Origin of the sequence: Streptomyces sp. NPDC013157 (assembly GCF_042899865.1) — a bacterium.
Taxonomy (GTDB): Bacteria; Actinomycetota; Actinomycetes; order Streptomycetales; family Streptomycetaceae; genus Streptomyces.
On sequence record NZ_JBIBAK010000006.1, the window covers coordinates 174,939 to 190,859 of the forward strand.

General features: G+C 73.5%; 15 protein-coding genes. 8 read left to right on the top strand and 7 right to left on the bottom strand.

Annotation, left to right across the window (positions count from 1 at the left end; genetic code table 11):
* Positions 1-21: 21 nt before the first annotated feature.
* Positions 22-720: a TetR/AcrR family transcriptional regulator gene (locus tag ACFY6U_RS20165; RefSeq protein ID WP_390039994.1), complete on the bottom strand. Its 699-nt coding sequence runs from the start codon at positions 718-720 to the stop codon at positions 22-24.
* 99 nt (positions 721-819) lie between these two features.
* Here ACFY6U_RS20165 and ACFY6U_RS20170 point away from each other — a divergent pair, with 99 nt between their 5' ends.
* The 4 genes from ACFY6U_RS20170 (at position 820) to ACFY6U_RS20185 (ending at position 5,120) form a co-directional block, all read left to right on the top strand.
* On the top strand, positions 820-1,377 hold the full coding sequence (locus ACFY6U_RS20170) for a hypothetical protein (RefSeq protein WP_390039996.1): 558 nt from the start codon (positions 820-822) through the stop codon (positions 1,375-1,377).
* Between the two features lie 342 nt (positions 1,378-1,719).
* Positions 1,720-1,929 (top strand): hypothetical protein, encoded by a 210-nt coding sequence (locus tag ACFY6U_RS20175; RefSeq protein WP_366364196.1) that lies wholly within the window; start codon positions 1,720-1,722, stop codon positions 1,927-1,929.
* A complete protein-coding gene (gene malQ, locus ACFY6U_RS20180; RefSeq protein WP_390039998.1) occupies positions 1,930-3,975 on the top strand; it encodes a 4-alpha-glucanotransferase in 2,046 nt (681 codons plus the stop codon).
* 101 nt (positions 3,976-4,076) lie between these two features.
* Complete coding sequence (locus ACFY6U_RS20185) at positions 4,077-5,120, top strand: helix-turn-helix transcriptional regulator (RefSeq protein ID WP_390040000.1); 1,044 nt, start codon at positions 4,077-4,079, stop codon at positions 5,118-5,120.
* Between the two features lie 46 nt (positions 5,121-5,166).
* Here ACFY6U_RS20185 and ACFY6U_RS20190 read toward each other — a convergent pair whose 3' ends face one another.
* The gene (locus ACFY6U_RS20190; protein ID WP_390040002.1) at positions 5,167-6,186 is read right to left on the bottom strand and encodes an SDR family oxidoreductase; all 1,020 of its coding nucleotides are present in this window, start codon (positions 6,184-6,186) and stop codon (positions 5,167-5,169) included.
* Between the two features lie 132 nt (positions 6,187-6,318).
* Between ACFY6U_RS20190 and ACFY6U_RS20195 the strand changes: the two genes are divergently transcribed.
* A complete protein-coding gene (locus tag ACFY6U_RS20195) occupies positions 6,319-6,570 on the top strand; it encodes a hypothetical protein (RefSeq protein ID WP_390040004.1) in 252 nt (83 codons plus the stop codon).
* Between the two features lie 112 nt (positions 6,571-6,682).
* On the opposite strand, the gene ACFY6U_RS20200 is transcribed toward ACFY6U_RS20195, so the two are convergent.
* Complete coding sequence (locus ACFY6U_RS20200; protein ID WP_390040006.1) at positions 6,683-7,282, bottom strand: TetR family transcriptional regulator; 600 nt, start codon at positions 7,280-7,282, stop codon at positions 6,683-6,685.
* 142 nt (positions 7,283-7,424) lie between these two features.
* Between ACFY6U_RS20200 and ACFY6U_RS20205 the strand changes: the two genes are divergently transcribed.
* Positions 7,425-8,939 (top strand): FAD-dependent monooxygenase, encoded by a 1,515-nt coding sequence (locus ACFY6U_RS20205; protein WP_390040008.1) that lies wholly within the window; start codon positions 7,425-7,427, stop codon positions 8,937-8,939.
* Positions 8,940-8,944: 5 nt separating this feature from the next.
* Here ACFY6U_RS20205 and ACFY6U_RS20210 read toward each other — a convergent pair whose 3' ends face one another.
* The 4 genes from ACFY6U_RS20210 to ACFY6U_RS20225 all read right to left on the bottom strand — a co-directional run bounded on the left by ACFY6U_RS20210 (position 8,945) and on the right by ACFY6U_RS20225 (position 14,260).
* Positions 8,945-9,409, bottom strand: a complete 465-nt coding sequence (locus ACFY6U_RS20210; RefSeq protein ID WP_390040010.1) for a DUF5707 domain-containing protein — start codon at positions 9,407-9,409, stop codon at positions 8,945-8,947.
* A 212-nt stretch (positions 9,410-9,621) separates the two neighbouring features.
* Entirely contained in the window at positions 9,622-12,195 is a 2,574-nt protein-coding gene (gene pepN / locus ACFY6U_RS20215; RefSeq protein ID WP_390040012.1) for an aminopeptidase N, read from the bottom strand.
* Between the two features lie 101 nt (positions 12,196-12,296).
* Positions 12,297-13,082, bottom strand: coding sequence for an SDR family NAD(P)-dependent oxidoreductase (locus ACFY6U_RS20220; protein ID WP_390040014.1), 786 nt, complete (start codon positions 13,080-13,082; stop codon positions 12,297-12,299).
* A gap of 161 nt (positions 13,083-13,243) precedes the next feature.
* Positions 13,244-14,260, bottom strand: coding sequence for an aspartate-semialdehyde dehydrogenase (locus tag ACFY6U_RS20225; RefSeq protein WP_390040016.1), 1,017 nt, complete (start codon positions 14,258-14,260; stop codon positions 13,244-13,246).
* 320 nt (positions 14,261-14,580) lie between these two features.
* Here ACFY6U_RS20225 and ACFY6U_RS20230 point away from each other — a divergent pair, with 320 nt between their 5' ends.
* Together ACFY6U_RS20230 and ACFY6U_RS20235 are read left to right on the top strand one after the other, a co-directional pair.
* A complete protein-coding gene (locus ACFY6U_RS20230) occupies positions 14,581-15,108 on the top strand; it encodes an RNA polymerase sigma factor (protein ID WP_390040018.1) in 528 nt (175 codons plus the stop codon).
* Between the two features lie 2 nt (positions 15,109-15,110).
* Positions 15,111-15,911 (top strand): hypothetical protein, encoded by an 801-nt coding sequence (locus ACFY6U_RS20235; RefSeq protein WP_390040019.1) that lies wholly within the window; start codon positions 15,111-15,113, stop codon positions 15,909-15,911.
* The last annotated feature ends 10 nt before the right edge of the window (positions 15,912-15,921 follow it).

The window sequence follows — 15,921 nt, forward strand, 5'->3', positions numbered from 1 at the left end:
GCGACGCGCACGCCTCGTACGTCACGCGCCGGGCGGCGAGCACTCGATGCGGGAGGCCGTCGTGGCCGCCGGGGCGGCCTGGCCGGGTGCGGGGGAAGCGTGCTCGTCGAGCCCGCGGGCGGTGTGGACCCGCAGCAGTCCTTCGATACCGCGCAGCAGGGTCTCGCCGGCCAGGACGGGGTCGCCGAGGTAGCCGGCGCTCATCGCGCCGTCGCGGAGCATGACGAAGTGCCGCCCGGCGTGCTCGGCCTGTGCGGCCGTGATCCCGGCGAACAGTCCGGTGACCGTCTGCAGGAACCATGCCCGGTGCCGCACGACGGCACGGTGGACCGGGTGGTCGGGGTCGGGGAACTCCGCTGCCGCGTTGAGGAAGGCGCATCCGCGGTAACCGGGTGAGCGGATCTGCTCGACCAGGGACGCGCCTATGCCCCGCAGGATGCCGTCGGGCGGCATGTCCGCGGCCGTCAGGGTGCCGATCTGGGTGCGGATCGCCTGGTCGACGCTGTCGAGGTAGGCGACGGCGAGGTCTTCTTTGCTGCGGAAGTGGCGATAGAAGGTGGCGTTGGTGACCTTCGACTCGGCGACCAGGCGGTCGACGCCCACCGTGTGGATGCCCTCCGCGTAGAAGAGCTGCCCGGCGGTCCTCAGGAGCCGTTCCCGGGCCGCGGAGACTCGCCTGCCGGTGCCTGGGCCGGCTTCCGTCTTCGTCATGCCGTCCATGGTAGCGGATAGAACGCTCTCTCTTGTTTTCGTGGAGAGCCTGTGCCAGGGTCAAACGAGAAAGAGCGTTCTACCTGCCTTGTAGTCACTGGAGAACCCATGGCATCCACCGCCTCCGCCGAGCCCCTCGCCGCCACGTCCGCCCTGCGCCGGCTGTACGTCGTCCGCTTCGTCTTCGCCGCCGCGTGGGCCGCGCTCCTGCTGGTGTCCGGCTCAGGGCTCACCGCCGGGGCCAAGCTGCTGCTGGTCGTCTATCCCGCCTTCGACGTGGCCGCGGCCGTCGTCGACGCGAGGTCGGCGCGCGCCGCCGGGCCGCTCAAGGGCCTGTATGCCAACATCGCCGTCAGCGTGCTCGCCGCCGTCGGCCTCGCGGTCGCCGGCACCTCGGGCGTCGCCGACGTGCTGCGTGTCTGGGGTGCGTGGGCGGTCGTCTCCGGCCTCGTCCAGCTCCTCGTGGGCGTCGCGCGCCGGCCGCTGGGGGGCCAGTGGGCCATGATCCTCAGCGGTGGCATCTCCGTCCTCGCCGGCGCGTCCTTCATCCGGAGCGCCGCACAGGACGACCCGTCGCTGACCGTCCTCGCCGGCTACGCCGCTTTCGGCGGCATCTTCTTCCTTGTCTCGGCGGTCCGCCTGTCCCGCCCGACCTCCAGGAGCTGACCCGTACCGGCCGGGGATCGCTCCCACCGGGCGCGGCGCGCGAGTCGTGATCTGCCCGTCGGGATCCGGCTCGGCGGGCAGGCCGGTGCGGCGGACGGCGTTCAGTGCCGCCGGAGGTTTCACCGGGGGCGGCCCGCCGCAGCGTCGCGTCGCCGTCCGCGCGTCGTCCTCCCGGCGGCCCCCGTGGGGCGGAGGGGCCCCACACCGTCTCCTGTCGATCACCCGGACGCGGTCGGTTCGCGGCGCGCGGTCCGGCCGTCACGCGTGCCCTCGCGACGACGGGGTAGGGCTCCTCTGACCCGGCATTCGCCGCCGTACCCGACGTCAGACGAGGAGGCCGCCGTGGCCGCAACGGTTCATCATCCGATCCCGGCCCAGTTCAAACCCCCGGTGCGGACCGAGGAGGAACCCCACCTGTGCGTGTTCAGCGCCGAGAGCGCCTGCGCCGAGGCCCCGCTCACCAGTGAGCCGCCGCTGCCCGACGCCGAGCCCCTCACCAGTGAGCCGCCGCTGGCCGACGCGGTGCCCCTGACCAGCGAGCCGGGGTTGTAGATGAACGAAGCCCTGGACCCGGGGCTGTGCCGGCTCGCGGAGCTGCACGGCGTCGCCACCTCCTACAGCCCCGCCCCGGACCGCACGGTCGCCGCCTCCGCCGGTGCCGTGACCGCCGCGCTGGGCGCCCTGGGCGTCGACGCGAGCGGCCCGGAGGCCGTCCGCGCCGCCCTCGCCGACCGGGAACGGGAACTCGCCGGGCGGCTGCTGCCGCCGACGGTCGTCCACTGGTCGGGCACCGGCGAGATCGCCCTCGGCCTGCCCGCCGGCACCCGCCTTCAGGTGCGGACGGAGGACGGGGAGAGCCGGGACGACGTGCGGGGCCTGCCGCCCGGGGTGCACCTGCTGACCGCCGCCGCCCCCGACGGCCGTACCGCCCGCGCCCACCTGGTCGTCGCCCCCGTGCGGCTGCCCACCCCGGCCGGCCGCTCGTACGGGATCCTCGTCCAGCTCTACTCGCTCCTGTCCCGCCGCTCCTGGGGCATGGGCGACCTCGGCGACCTCGCCGAGCTGGCCGACTGGGCCGGGCGCACGGCCGGCGCGGGGTTCGTCCAGGTCAACCCCCTGCACGCGGCCGTACCCGGAGCCCCTACCGACCCGTCGCCCTACCGGCCCTCCTCCCGCCGGTTCCCCGACCCGGTGCACCTGCGGCCGGAGGCCGTCCCCGAGTACGCCGCCGGCCCTTCCGCCGCGGACCGCGCCGGGCACCTGCGCTCCGCCGTCCTCGACCAGGGCGCCCTCATCGACCGGGACGCCGTGTGGGAGCTGAAGCGGGAGGCGCTGGAGACTGCGGCCGCCGCACCGCTCACCCCCGGCCGGCAGGCCGCCTACGACGCCTTCCGCGCCGAGGAGGGGCAGGCCCTGGAGGACCACGCCACCTGGTACGCGCTCGCCGAGCGGCACGGCTCCGACTGGCACCTCTGGCCCGAGGCCCTGCGCGACCCCCGCTCGCCGGAGACCGCCCGCGCCCGCGCCGACCTGGCCGGCCGCGTCGGCTTCCACGCCCGCCTCGCCTGGCTCACCGTCACCCAGCTCACCGCCGCCCAGCGCGCCGCCCGCGAGGCCGGGATGCCCGTCGGGATCGTGCACGACCTCGCCGTCGGCGTGCACCCCGCGGGCGCCGACGCATGGGCCCAGCAAGACCACTTCGCCGCCGGGATGTCCGTCGGCGCCCCGCCCGACGCCTTCAACGCCCGCGGCCAGGACTGGGGCCTGCCGCCCTGGCGCCCCGACCGCCTCGCCGCCTCCGGCCACGCCCCCTTCCGCGAACTCCTGCGCGCCCTCTTCCGCTACGCCGGCGCCCTGCGCATCGACCACGTGATGGGCCTGTTCCGGCTGTGGTGGGTGCCCGAGGGCCGGCCGCCGACGGAGGGCACGTACGTCCGCTACGACGCCGAGGCCATGCTCGCCCTGCTGGCCCTGGAGGCGACCCGCGCCGGAGCGGTGGTGATCGGGGAGGACCTGGGCACGGTGGAGCCGGGGGTGCGCGAGACGCTCCAGCGCCACGGGGTGCTCGGCACGTCCGTGCTCTGGTTCGAACGGGACTGGGCGGGCGACGCCCGCCCGCTGCCCCCGGAACGCTGGCGCGCCGACTGCCTCGCCACCGCCACCACCCACGACCTGCCGCCCACCGCCGCCCGCCTCACCGGCGAACACGTCGAACTCCGCGACCGCCTCGGCCTGCTCACCCGCCCGCTGGCGGAGGAACGGGCCGAAGCGGCGGCCGACACCGCGGAGTGGCTGGCCCTGCTGACCCGCCTGGGCCTGCTCGCCGCGTCCGAGTCCGGCGACGAGGAGGCCGAGATCCGGGCCGTCCACCGCTTCCTGCGCCGCACCCCGGCCCGCATGATCGGCGTCTGGCTCCCGGACGCCGTCGGCGACCGCCGCCCCCAGAACCTCCCCGGCACCTGGGACCAGTACCCGAACTGGCGCCTCCCGATCGCCGACACGAAGGGCCGCCCCGTGACCCTGGAGGAGCTGACGGCCTCGGAGCGGGTACGGGCGCTGTTCCGCACCCTGCACACGGACGGCCCGTCCACGGCGTGACGACGACCCGGCCCCCGGCCCCCGGCCCCGGCACCGGTCCCCGGCGGCGGGCGGCCGGGGGCCGGAAACCGTTCGGGGCGCCGGTCCACGATCCTTGAGGCATGCGTGCCGCCCGCCTGATCCGCATGGCGCTTCTCGTCCAGTCGAGTCCCGGCCTGACCGCCGACGCCCTCGCCCGCGAGCTGGACGTCTCCAGACGCACCGTGATCCGTGACGTCCAGGCCCTGCAGGAGGCGGGCGTTCCCGTGCGGTCCGAGCGCGGCCGCGCGGGCGGCTATCACCTGGCGCCCGGCCACCGCACCCGGCTCACCACGCTGCATCCCACCGAGGCGGAGACGCTCTACCTCTCCGGTCTGCCCACGGCCCTGCGCGATCTGGGCCTGTCGGACGCGGCGGACACCGCCCGGCTGAAGCTGTCGGCCACCCTGCTCCCCTCGGTGCGCGCGGCGGCCGAGTCGTCGGTGCGCCGCTTCCACCTGGACGCCCCGGCCTGGTTCCGCGAGCCGTCGGCGCCGGAGCTGCTCCCGGAGCTGGCCCGCGCCGTGTGGTCCGACCGCACCGTCGAGCTGGCCTACGCGCGGCCGGGCCGGGACGGCGCACCGCCCCGCACGGTGACCCGCCTGCTCGAGCCGTACGGGCTCGTCCTGAAAGCGGGGGTCTGGTACGTCGTCGGGCGGGTCCCGGACGAGCGGACGCCGGGCCGGGACAGCGACTGGCGGACGTACCGCGTCGACCGCGTCACGGCACTCTCCCCTGCTCCCGGCGACGGCGAACCCTTCGTCCGCGACCCGTCCTTCGACCTGGCTGCGCACTGGCGGGCCCACGCGGCCGGGTTCGCCCGGGCGCTGCTGCGCACGACCGTCACCGTGCGGCTGACCGGGACCGGCCTGCGCCGGCTGCCCGCCGTGGCGGACCCGGCCGGCGTGGCCGCCGCGCTGGCCTCCGCGTCCGCGACCGCGCCGGACGCCGCCGGGCGGGTCACGCTCGACCTGTCGATGGAGTCCGAGGAGGTCGCCTTCGGCCAGCTGACCGGGCTGGGCGCGGACGTGGAGGTACTGGCCCCGGCGGGCCTGCGCGCCCGCTTCCGCGAGCACGCGCGCGCCCTGGCCGCCGTGTACGGCGCCGAACCGGACGGGCAGCGGTAGACCGGCGGTGGATCAGCGGCAGGCCAAGCGGGAGATCGGCGGTGGATCAGCGGTAGTCGTCCGGTGAGCCCGCCTTCCCGCCGAACACGACCTCCTCGAAGTACGCCAGGGCGTCCGGCCGGCTGCCGTCCACGTCCCGCACGCCGTAGGTCCTGGCGAGCTCCCCGCTGGAGGTGGACCTGCCGTTCCAGCGGGCGGCCCGGTCCGGGTCGGCGGCGAGCGCGGCGACCGCGCGGGCGAGGTAGTACGGCGACTCGGCGACGCCGAAGTGCGGATCCCGGGCGACGGCGTCGCGCCAGTTCTCCTCGGTCACGCCGAAATGGGCGAGCATCTGCTCCGAGCGCAGGAAACCCGGCGTGACGGCGACCGCCGTGCCCCCGTACTCCGCCAGCTCCTGACCCAGCCCGAAGGCGATGCGGATCGGGGCGTTCTTCGCGAGGTCGTAGTAGAGGTTCTCGCGGTAACGGCGGTTGGAGACCGCCGTGCCGTCGGTGACCTCCACGTGCAGCGGCGCGTCCGAGCGGACCAGGAGCGGGAGGGCGAGGGCCGCGGTGATCACGTGCGAGCGCACCCCGAGGTCCAGGATGCGCAGGCCGTCGGCGAGCGGCGTCTCCCAGCTCTTCTTGCCGAAGACGGAGCCGACGAGCAGGTGTTCGCCGCCCCAGAGGTCGTTGACGAGGATGTCGAGCCGGCCCTGTTCGCGGCCGATCCGCTCGACGAGGACCCGGACCTGGTCCGGGTCCAGGTGGTCGGTGGGGACCGCGATGCCGGTGCCGCCCGCCGCGGTGACCAGTTCCGCGGTCTCCTCGATGGTCTCCGTGGTCCGGCCGACCTCGCTGGCGCGCTCGCGGGTGGTGCGGCCGGTGACGTGGACGGTGGCGCCGGCGCGGCCGAGTTCCACGGCGAGGGCACGTCCGGCGCCCCGGGTGGCCCCGGCGACGAGCGCGATCCGGCCGGCGAGCGGGCCTTCGCGGTTGATGTCCTGCCTGCCGACGTCCTGCCTGCCGACGTCCTGCGTGCCGATGCCCTGCCTGCCGATGCCCTGGGGGCTGAGGTCCTTGTCCATGGCACCACGGTGCCCGCCAAAGGTGACAGTTCCCGTCACCCTTTTCCGGAGATCTTCCCGTGCGCCGGGCGAGGACGGCTTACGGGTACCCCGGACGCGCGCCACCCGGATGGGCCAGCTAACTTTGGCTTCGTGGACAAGAAGAACGCCCTGCGCGCCGGCGCCCTGGCTGCCGGTACGACGCTGATGATGCTGCTCATGTCGTCGCCCGCCCTCGCGCTCACGCGTGACGACGGTGACGACCCCGGCAAGGGCCTGAGCGTCGTCCAGACGCTGGGTCTCTACGTCCTGACCCCGCTCGTGCTGTTCGCGGTCATCGCGGGTCTGGTGATGGTGCTGGACAAGTCCAAGGTCCGGGTCACCAAGCCGAAGGCCAAGGCGTAGGCCCGAGGCCTCCTGCCCCAGCTGCCGCACCCCACCTGTTCCACCGAGGGCGCCGGTCGGCTCCCGTACGTACCGCATGTACGGCGGCCGACCGGCGCCCTCGGCGCGTCGCTCACGGGCTCGGCGCGGTCAGATACCGCTGCACGGTCGGTGCGAGCCACGCCATGATCTCCTCGCGCGCCAGCGCCGCGACCGGCGGCAGCCGCAACACGTAACGGGTCAGCGCGAGCCCCAGCAGCTGCGCGGCGCACAGCCCCGCTCGCGTCACCACCTGCTCGGGGTCCGGGCACACCCGCGCCGCCACCGGCACCACCTGCTCCCGGAAGATGTCCTGCAGGCGCTCCGCCCCCGCCTTGTTGGTGACGGCGACCCGCAGCACCGCGGTGAGTTCCTCGTTCGCCTCCCAGATGTCCAGGAAGTGGCCCACCAGCGCCCGCCCGGCCTCGGTGCGCGGCACCTGCGACACGTCGGCCATCCGCAGGTCCAGCGTGACGGCGGCCGCGAAGAGGCCGTCCTTGCTGCCGAAGTAGCGCATGACCATCGACGGGTCGATGCGGGCGTCCTTGGCGATGGCGCGGATGGTGGCGCGCTCGTAGCCGTCGGCGGCGAAGCGTTCGCGGGCGGCGGCCAGAATGGCGGAGCGGCTGGCGTCGGAGCGGCGCGCCGCCGGGCCGTTCGCCGGGCCTGTGTGTCCACTGGGAGTGCCGGTCATGCCAACGAGCGTAGGCCAACAGGTGTAGGCCAACAAGTGTTGACTGCGAAAAAGGTGCGCCCTAGGCTTGTCAACAAGCGTTGGCCAACGAGCGTTGGTCATCGGGTGTTGGCAAACGAGTGCAGACATCCAGGAGGCCTCCATGAACGGCACGACTGGCACCCCCGTCCCGGTCACCACCGGCGAGACCGACCGCGTGATCGTCGTCGGCTCCGGCCCCACCGGCCTGCTCCTCGCCGGTGACCTCGCCGCCGCCGGCATCCCGGTCACCCTCCTCGAGAAGCGCCCCCACAAGATCAGCAACCTCTCCCGCGCCTTCGTCCTGCACGCCCGCGCCCTGGAGCAGCTCGACGCCCGCCCGTCGCCCACCACCACCCTCAACGGACGCGCTGCGCGCGCGCCTCTTTCTCGGAGTCTCGCCGACGACCTCGAGGCCGTCGGCCGGCCCATCAGCCGGATGAACCTCTTCGACGGGCTCACGCTGGACCTCGGCGCCCTTCCCTCCCGCTTCAACCACGTCCTCGTCCTCCCGCAGTACGAGGTGGAGAAGGTGCTGGAGCACCGGGCCGCCGAGGCGGGCGTCGACTTCCGCAACGACTGCGAGGTGACCGGCCTGACCCAGGACGTGGACGGCGTGACCGTCCACGTCAAGGGCCGGGAGGACCTGCGTGCCGCGTACGTCGTCGGCACCGACGGCATGCGCAGTGTGGTGCGGGAGGCGGTCGGGCTGCCGTTCCCGGGCAGGTCGGCGATCCGGTCCGTGGTCCTCGCCGACGTGCTGCTCGCCGAGCGGCCCGAGACGCTGCTGACGGCCGCCGCGGTCGGCGACGCGTTCGCGTTCCTGGCGCCGTTCGGCGACGGCTATTACCGGGTCATCTGCTGGCACCGCGGCCGTGACGTCCCCGACCACGAGCCGGTGGACCTCGACGAGGTCAAGGAGATCACCCGCCTCGCCCTGGGCCGGGACTACGGGATGCACGACGCCCGCTGGATGTCCCGCTTCCACAGCGACGAGCGCCAGGCGCCCAGCTACCGGGTCGGCCGGGTCTTCCTGGCCGGCGACGCGGCACACGTGCACACCCCGGCCGGCGGCCAGGGCATGAACACCGGTCTCCAGGACGCGGCCAACCTGAGCTGGAAGCTCGCCGCCGTGCTGCACGGCCACGCCGCCCCGGACCTGCTCGACACCTACCAGAGCGAACGGCACCCCGTCGGCCGGACAGTGCTGCGCAGCAGCGGCGCGATCGTCCGCCTCGCGATGGCCAAGGGCTGGCAGCTGCCCGTGCGGGCCGCGCTCGCCACCGCACTCAACCACCTCGCCCCGGCCCGCCGTAAGGCGGTCGGCCAGGTCACCGGCATCGGCTACCGCTACCCCGCCCCCAGGGGCGCGCACCGCCTCACCGGCACCCGCGTCCCCGACCTCGCGCCGGCCGGCGGCATCCGCCTCTACGAAGCCCTGCGCGGCGGCCGGTTCGTGCTGGTCACCCCGGCCCCCTACGACCCGGGTACGGAACGCGCGGACCGCCTGACCGTGACCCGCTGGGCGGGCGACCGTCGGACGACCGTGCTGGTACGCCCCGACGGCTACGTGGCCTGGGCGGCCGAGAACGCCCAGGCGCCGGACATCGAGAAGGCGCTGGCCACCCACCTCGGGTGACCGGTTCAGGCGAGGGTGAAGTCCGCGGCCTTGGTGTCGAAGGTGGTGTGGCCGTCCTTCGCCGTGGCCAGCACGGCGACGTGCCAGGCGCCGTGCGCGGAGGACGCGGCGTCGGCGGCGGAGACCGGAGCCCTGTACACGCACCGGACGGTGTGGTCGCCGGCCGGCGTGCAGGTCGCCGACTCCACTTCGGCCTCGGCCATCTCCTTGGCGGTCAGATGCTCCGTGGCGAACTCGGACTTCTCCGGCCAGGCCAGCACCTTCAGGCTCTTGACCCCGGAGGGCGCGCCGACCTCGGTGGTGAAGGAGAGCGAGCCCTGGTGACCGGCCTCGGGAGCGGTGTAGCGGACGGCGCTGTGCGCCAGCGCGGGCGACGGGTCCTGGTCGCCGGCGTAGGCGAGGGCGAAGGCCCCGGCACCTCCGAGCACGACGACACCGGCGACGACGGACAGGGCGATACGACGGGACATGGCGAGTTCTCCGTAAGTGGCTCAGGCCGGCTCGGGTCGTCCCGAGCCGAAGGGACCCGGCGCTCGCTGCCGCGCCGCTGCGTCGATACTCGCAACGCGCGGGCGCCCCGGGCGTGAGCACGGATACTCAACTCGTCCTGGGTGATCGGTACTTCGCGCACAAGGCGGGGCGCCCGGCGGAGATCCCACCGGACGCCCCGACGAGGTGCCGCCTACTGGGCGGCCGCGTCCGCCGCCTGGGCCTTCAGGGCGCGCTCGACGCCCGCGCGGGACTCCGAGACGAGCCGGGCCAGGGCCGCGTTCGGCTGGGCCGAGGCCAGCCAGGTGTCCGTCTTGGCCAGGGTCTCCCGGGAGACCTGCAGGGACGGGTAGAGGCCGACCGCGATCTGCTGGGCGATCTCGTGCGAGCGGGAGTCCCACACCGACTTCAGGATCTCGAAGTACTTGTCGGTGTACGGCGCCAGCAGCTCGCGCTGGTCGGTCTGGACGAAGCCGCCGATCACCGCCTCCTGCACGGCGTTCGGCAGCTTGTCGGAGTCGATGACCGACGCCCAGGCCTCCGCCTTCGCCTCCTCGGTCGGGCGGGCGGCGCGGGCGGTGGCCGCGTGCCGTTCACCGGCGGCCGTCCGGTCCCGCTCGTACTCGCCCGCGATCTCCGCCTCGTCGAAGCGGCCGACCGCCGCCAGCCGCTCCACGAACGCCCAGCGCAGCTCGGTGTCGACGGCCAGGCCCTCGATGGTGTGGGTGCCCTCCAGCAGGCTGTCCAGGAGGTCCAGCTGCTCCGGGGTGCGGGCGGTGGCCGCGAAGGCACGGGCCCAGGCCAGCTGGTGGTCGCTCGCGGGCGCGGCCGAGCGCAGGTGGGCCAGCGTGGCGTCGGTCCAGCGGGTGAGCAGGGCCTCGCGGGCGGTCGGGTCGGCGTACAGCTCGATGGCGAGCTTCACCTGGCGGTGCAGGGACTGCACGACACCGATGTCGGACTCCTTGCCGATGCCGGACAGCACGAGGGACAGGTACTCGCGGGTGGGGAGTTCCGCGTCCCGGGTCATGTCCCAGGCCGAGGCCCAGCACAGCGCGCGGGGCAGCGAGGACTCGAAGTCGCCGAGGTGCTCCGTGACGAAGTGCAGCGACTGCTCGTCCAGGCGGACCTTGGCGTACGACAGGTCGTCGTCGTTGAGCAGGAACACCGCCGGCCGGCGGCGGCCGGACAGCTGCGGTACGGCGGTCAGCTCGCCGTCCACGTCCAGCTCGATCCGGTCGGTGCGGACCAGCTTGCCGGTCGCCTCGTCGAGGTCGTACAGGCCGATCGCGATCCGGTGCGGACGGAGAGTGGGCTCGCCCTTGGCGCCGGCCGGCAGCGCCGGGGCCTCCTGGCGGATGGCGAAGGAGGTGACGACACCGTCGGCGTCCGTCTCCACCTCCGGACGCAGGATGTTGATCCCGGCCGTCTGCAGCCACTTCTTCGACCAGGTGCTCAGGTCACGGCCGGAGGTCTCCTCCAGGGCGCCCAGCAGGTCGGACAGACGCGTGTTGCCGAACGCGTGCCGCTTGAAGTAGGCCTGCACGCCCTTGAAGAACTCGTCCATGCCGACGTACGCGACCAGCTGCTTCAGGACCGAGGCGCCCTTGGCGTAGGTGATGCCGTCGAAGTTCACCAGCACATCGTCGAGATCCCGGATCTCGGCCATGATCGGGTGCGTGGAGGGCAGCTGGTCCTGCCGGTACGCCCAGGTCTTCATGGAGTTGGCGAACGTCGTCCACGAGTGCGGCCAGCGCGAGCCGGGGGCGTACGCCTGGCAGGCGATGGAGGTGTAGGTGGCGAACGACTCGTTCAGCCACAGGTCGTTCCACCACTCCATGGTGACCAGGTCGCCGAACCACATGTGGGCCAGCTCGTGCAGGATGGTCTCGGCGCGCGTCTCGTACGCCGCGTCGGTCACCTTGGACCGGAAGACGTACTGGTCGCGGATGGTCACCGCGCCCGCGTTCTCCATCGCGCCCGCGTTGAACTCCGGCACGAACAGCTGGTCGTACTTGGTGAACGGGTACGCGTAGTCGAACTTCTCCTGGAACCACTCGAAGCCCTGCCGGGTCACCTCGAAGATCGCGTCCGAGTCCAGGAACTCGGCGAGCGAGGGACGGCAGTAGATGCCCAGCGGCACGCTCTGGCCGTCCTTCTCGTACACGCTGTGCACCGAGTGGTACGGGCCCACGATCAGGGCGGTGATGTACGACGAGATGCGCGGCGTCGGCTCGAAGACCCAGACGTCGTCCTTTGGCTCGGGCGTCGGCGAGTTCGAGACGACCGTCCAGCCGCTCGGCGCCTTCACGGTGAACTGGAAGGTCGCCTTCAGGTCGGGCTGCTCGAAGGAGGCGAAGACCCGGCGGGCGTCCGGCACCTCGAACTGGGTGTAGAGGTACGCCTGCTCGTCGACCGGGTCGACGAACCGGTGCAGGCCCTCGCCCGTGTTGGTGTACGCGCAGTCGGCGACCACCCGGAGGACGTTGCGGCCCTGGAGCAGGCCGGGCAGCGCGATCCGGGAGTCCGCGAAGACCTCGGCGGCGTCGAGGGCGTCACCGTTCAGGGTGACCTCGTGGACCGCGGGGGCCACCAGGTCGATGAAGGACGCGGCGCCGGATTCGGCGACGTCGAAGCGCACCGTGGTCACGGACCGGTAGGTACCGCCCTCCTGCGCGCCGGAGAGGTCGAGATCGATCTCGTACGAGTCAACGGTGAGCAGCTTCGCCCGCTGCTGTGCCTCTTCGCGAGTCAGGTTTGTGCCAGGCACGCGGTCATCTCCTCGTTATGTGTGGGTTGCGCCATCCTTCCACGGGACCGGGGAGGAGGGCGACGAGGGAAAACCCCAGAGATCGCGCGCGTCCGGTGCCGTCAGGCCGCCGTCGTGCCGCCGTCGACCGGCATCGCCGCGCCGGTGACGAAGGAGGCGCGGTCGCTGCACAGCCAGAGCGCGGCCTCGGCGACCTCGGCGGGGCCGGCCATGCGCTTCTGGAGCGTCTCGTCCTCGAACCGCTCCCGCAGCTCCGGCATGGTCCGCACGGCCCGGTCCATCATCTCGGTGCGGGTGCTGCCCACCACCAGCGCGTTGACCCGGATGCCGCGCTCCGCGTACTCGGCCGCGGCCGCCCGGGTGAGCCCGAGGACCGCGTGCTTGGCCGCCACGTACGCCGCCGACGCCCCGGTGGCCCGCTGCCCCGCGACGCTCGACGTGTTGACGATCGTGCCGCCGCCGGTTCCCAGCATCTCGGGGATCTGGAAGCGCAGACAGTTCCAGACCCCGCGCACGTTGACGTCCATCGTCTGCTCGTAGACGTCCTGGCCGGTCTCGTGCAGCTCGGTGCCGGCGGTGCCGAACCCGGCGTTGTTGAAGGCGCAGTCGAGGCGCCCGAAGGCGTCGACGGCCGAGCGGACGACCCGCTCGACGTCCGCGGCCGAGGCCACGTCCGCCGGCACGGCCAGCGCCCGCCCGCCGCCGGCCGAGATCTCCTCGGCCAGCGCCCGCAACCGCTCCACGCGCCGCGCCGTCACCACGACGGCCGCCCCCTCCCGCGCGAACAACCGCGCGGCAGCCGCCCCGATCCCACTGGACGCCCCGGTGATCATGGCGACCTTGCCGTCGAGGACAAGCGACCTGTCACACGGTCGGCTGTTGCTCATGGTGTCGCGGCTCCCCTTCGTGACGAACCTTGCTGCAACGCGCCCGAAGGGGCGCTGGGGGTCCCCCCGGCCGAAGGCTGGGGGAGGAACTGTGCGACCAGCCCCCACGCACCCGCACCCGCGCGACGGCCGACCCCCGCACCCCCTGAGGCGCCCGGCCCCTAAGAAGCCAGCTCTTCCGCCACCAGCTCAGCGATCTGCACGGCGTTCAGCGCAGCCCCCTTGCGGAGGTTGTCGTTGGAGACGAACAGCGCGAGCCCGTTCTCCACCGTCTCGTCACGCCGGATCCGGCCCACGTACGACGGATCCCGCCCGGCCGCCTGCAGCGGGGTCGGGATGTCGGACAGCTCGACACCGGGGGCGTCCGCGAGCAGCTCGGTCGCCCGCTCCGGGGAGATCGGCCGGGCGAACCGGGCGTTGATCTGGAGCGAGTGCCCCGAGAACACCGGGACGCGCACGCAGGTGCCGGAGACCTTGAGCTCCGGGAGCTCCAGGATCTTGCGGGACTCGTTGCGCAGCTTCTGCTCCTCGTCGGTCTCGTTCAGACCGTCGTCGACGAGGTTGCCGGCGAACGGCAGCACGTTGAAGGCGATGGGCCGCTTGTAGACCTGCGGCTCGGGGAAGTCGACCGCCGTGCCGTCGTGGGTGAGCTTCTCCGCGTCGGCGGCGACCTTCTGGACCTGGCCGTGCAGCTCCGCGACGCCCGCGAGACCGGAGCCGGACACCGCCTGGTAGGTGGTGGCGACCAGTGCCTCCAGACCGGCCTCCCGGTCCAGCACCTTCAGGACCGGCATCGCGGCCATGGTCGTGCAGTTCGGGTTGGCGATGATGCCCTTCGGGCGGTCGGCGATCGCGTGCGGGTTCACCTCGGAGACGACCAGCGGGACCTCGGGGTCCTTGCGCCAGGCGGAGGAGTTGTCGATCACCACGGCGCCCTGGGCGGCGACCTTCTCCGCGAGCGCCTTCGAGGTGGCCCCGCCCGCCGAGAACAGCACGATGTCCAGGCCCGTGTAGTCGGCGGTCGCCGCGTCCTCCACCGTCACACCGTCGAGCACGGTCCCGGCCGAGCGGGCCGAGGCGAACAGGCGCAGCTCCGTGACGGGGAAGTTCCGCTCCGCGAGGATCCTGCGCATGACCGTGCCGACCTGACCGGTGGCTCCGACGATTCCGACCCTCACAGCGACTCCCTCTGCATACGTTGACGTGTGTCTACGGCCTTTCCATCATGCGGCCGACCAGGGCCAGCCTGTCCAATTCTTTGCGCGCCATGCCCACCGACCGGACCACCCGGCCCGCGGAACTCCCGTTCGCACCCCCGCTGAGCTGCAGAAATTACCTCCGCTTGGCCGTCGTACCGCAAGCTGTGCTGCGCCGCGGGCCGGTGTGACGTACGCCTCGGAGGTCCCCCGGGACACCGCGCAGAAGATTTCCGGGAACCAGGGCGAACGTTTCCGGCGGCCGCGGCGTCGTAGGAGAAACGCGGTGAGGGGGGTGGGTTGTGCTGCGCAGAAAGGCCCGCCGCGCCCAGGGGGACCAGCACGGTGATCCCCTGGACGCGGACCAGGAGCGCAGGGTGCGGGCGGTCCTCGCGCTGGGCGGCGTACCGCAGGCGGACCTGCCGGACGGGGTACAGCAGGTACGCCTGCGGTTGCTGGAGCGGGCCGCGAGCGGCCAGGAGGCGCCGCGGGACGTGTCGGCGTGGGCGGCGGTCGTCGCCTCCCGGCTCGCCATGGACTGGCACCGCGCCAAGCGCCGCCAGGAACGGCTCGGCGAACGGCTGGCCTCCCTCCGCCAGCCCGACCACGCCCTGGGCGAGGACAGCAGGCTGCTCTCCGTCGCCGTCGCCCGCGGTCTGGACGAGCTGCCGGACGCCCAGCGGCAGATCCTCGTCCTGCGTTTCTACGCCGACCTGCCGGTACGCGACATAGCCGGGGAGCTCGGCATCCCGGAGGGCACCGTCAAGAGCCGGCTGCACACGGCGGTACGGGCCCTGCGCGCCCGCCTGCACGAGGACGAGGTGGTGTGACCATGCCCGCCGACCACATGCCCGACGAACACGACGGGCACCTGCCCGCCGGACCCCACGGCGACCCCGGTGAGCCGGGCGGCACCGACGCCCTGTTCGCCGTTCTCGCGGAGGAGCCGCTCACCGCCGAGCAGCGCGCCGACCCCGCCTTCATGGCCGAGCACCGGGCGGCCGCCGCCGACGTGGCGCTCCTGCGCGAGCACCTCGGGATCATCGGGGGCACCCTCGCCGCGCCGCCCCCGCGGCCGGAGCCCCGCCCCCGCCCGGCCGGACGCCGCCGCCCCTGGCAGCACCCGGGCGTCCGCGCCCTCGGTCTCGCCGGTGCCCTCGCGGCCGCGTTCGCCGGGGCGGTGTTCGGCATCGGCTGGCTCGCGGCGAACGGCGGTACGGGCTCCATGTCCAACGGCGCCAGCGCCGACAAGGCCGCGGGCAGCCCGGCGAGCTCGGCGGGCCAGGGCGGCACGGAGCAGGCCGGCGGCCCCGGCTACCTCGCCTGTGCCCGGCTGGTCGTCGAGGGCACGGTCACCGGGGTCCGCCAGCTCGCGGACTCCGGCGAGGAACGCGTCACCCTGCGCGTGACCCACGCCTACAAACCGGCGAAGACCGCCGAGGAGGTGGAGTTCCTCTTCGAGTCCGGCACCGACGCCCGGATCCGCACCGGCGCCCGCCTGCTGGTCGGCATCACGAGCGGGCAGCAGGTGCCCGACCGGTACGCCGTCGGGGAGGCGCGGATCGCGGCGGAGCGGTCCTGGATCGTGCGCGACCTGCCCGCGTCGCGGACCATGACGTGCCCGGACAGGTGAAGGGGCGGGC

Excerpts from the sequence above, each read along its gene's own strand:
- ACFY6U_RS20165 (WP_390039994.1), bottom strand. The coding sequence starts at position 720 with ATGGACGGCATGACGAAGACGGAAGCCGGCCCAGGCACCGGCAGGCGA.
- ACFY6U_RS20170 (WP_390039996.1), top strand. The coding sequence starts at position 820 with ATGGCATCCACCGCCTCCGCCGAGCCCCTCGCCGCCACGTCCGCCCTG.
- malQ (WP_390039998.1), top strand. The coding sequence starts at position 1,930 with ATGAACGAAGCCCTGGACCCGGGGCTGTGCCGGCTCGCGGAGCTGCAC.
- ACFY6U_RS20185 (WP_390040000.1), top strand. The coding sequence starts at position 4,077 with ATGCGTGCCGCCCGCCTGATCCGCATGGCGCTTCTCGTCCAGTCGAGT.
- ACFY6U_RS20190 (WP_390040002.1), bottom strand. The coding sequence starts at position 6,186 with ATGGACAAGGACCTCAGCCCCCAGGGCATCGGCAGGCAGGGCATCGGC.
- ACFY6U_RS20200 (WP_390040006.1), bottom strand. The coding sequence starts at position 7,282 with ATGACCGGCACTCCCAGTGGACACACAGGCCCGGCGAACGGCCCGGCG.
- ACFY6U_RS20205 (WP_390040008.1), top strand. The coding sequence starts at position 7,425 with ATGAACGGCACGACTGGCACCCCCGTCCCGGTCACCACCGGCGAGACC.
- ACFY6U_RS20210 (WP_390040010.1), bottom strand. The coding sequence starts at position 9,409 with ATGTCCCGTCGTATCGCCCTGTCCGTCGTCGCCGGTGTCGTCGTGCTC.
- ACFY6U_RS20220 (WP_390040014.1), bottom strand. The coding sequence starts at position 13,082 with ATGAGCAACAGCCGACCGTGTGACAGGTCGCTTGTCCTCGACGGCAAG.
- ACFY6U_RS20235 (WP_390040019.1), top strand. The coding sequence starts at position 15,111 with ATGCCCGCCGACCACATGCCCGACGAACACGACGGGCACCTGCCCGCC.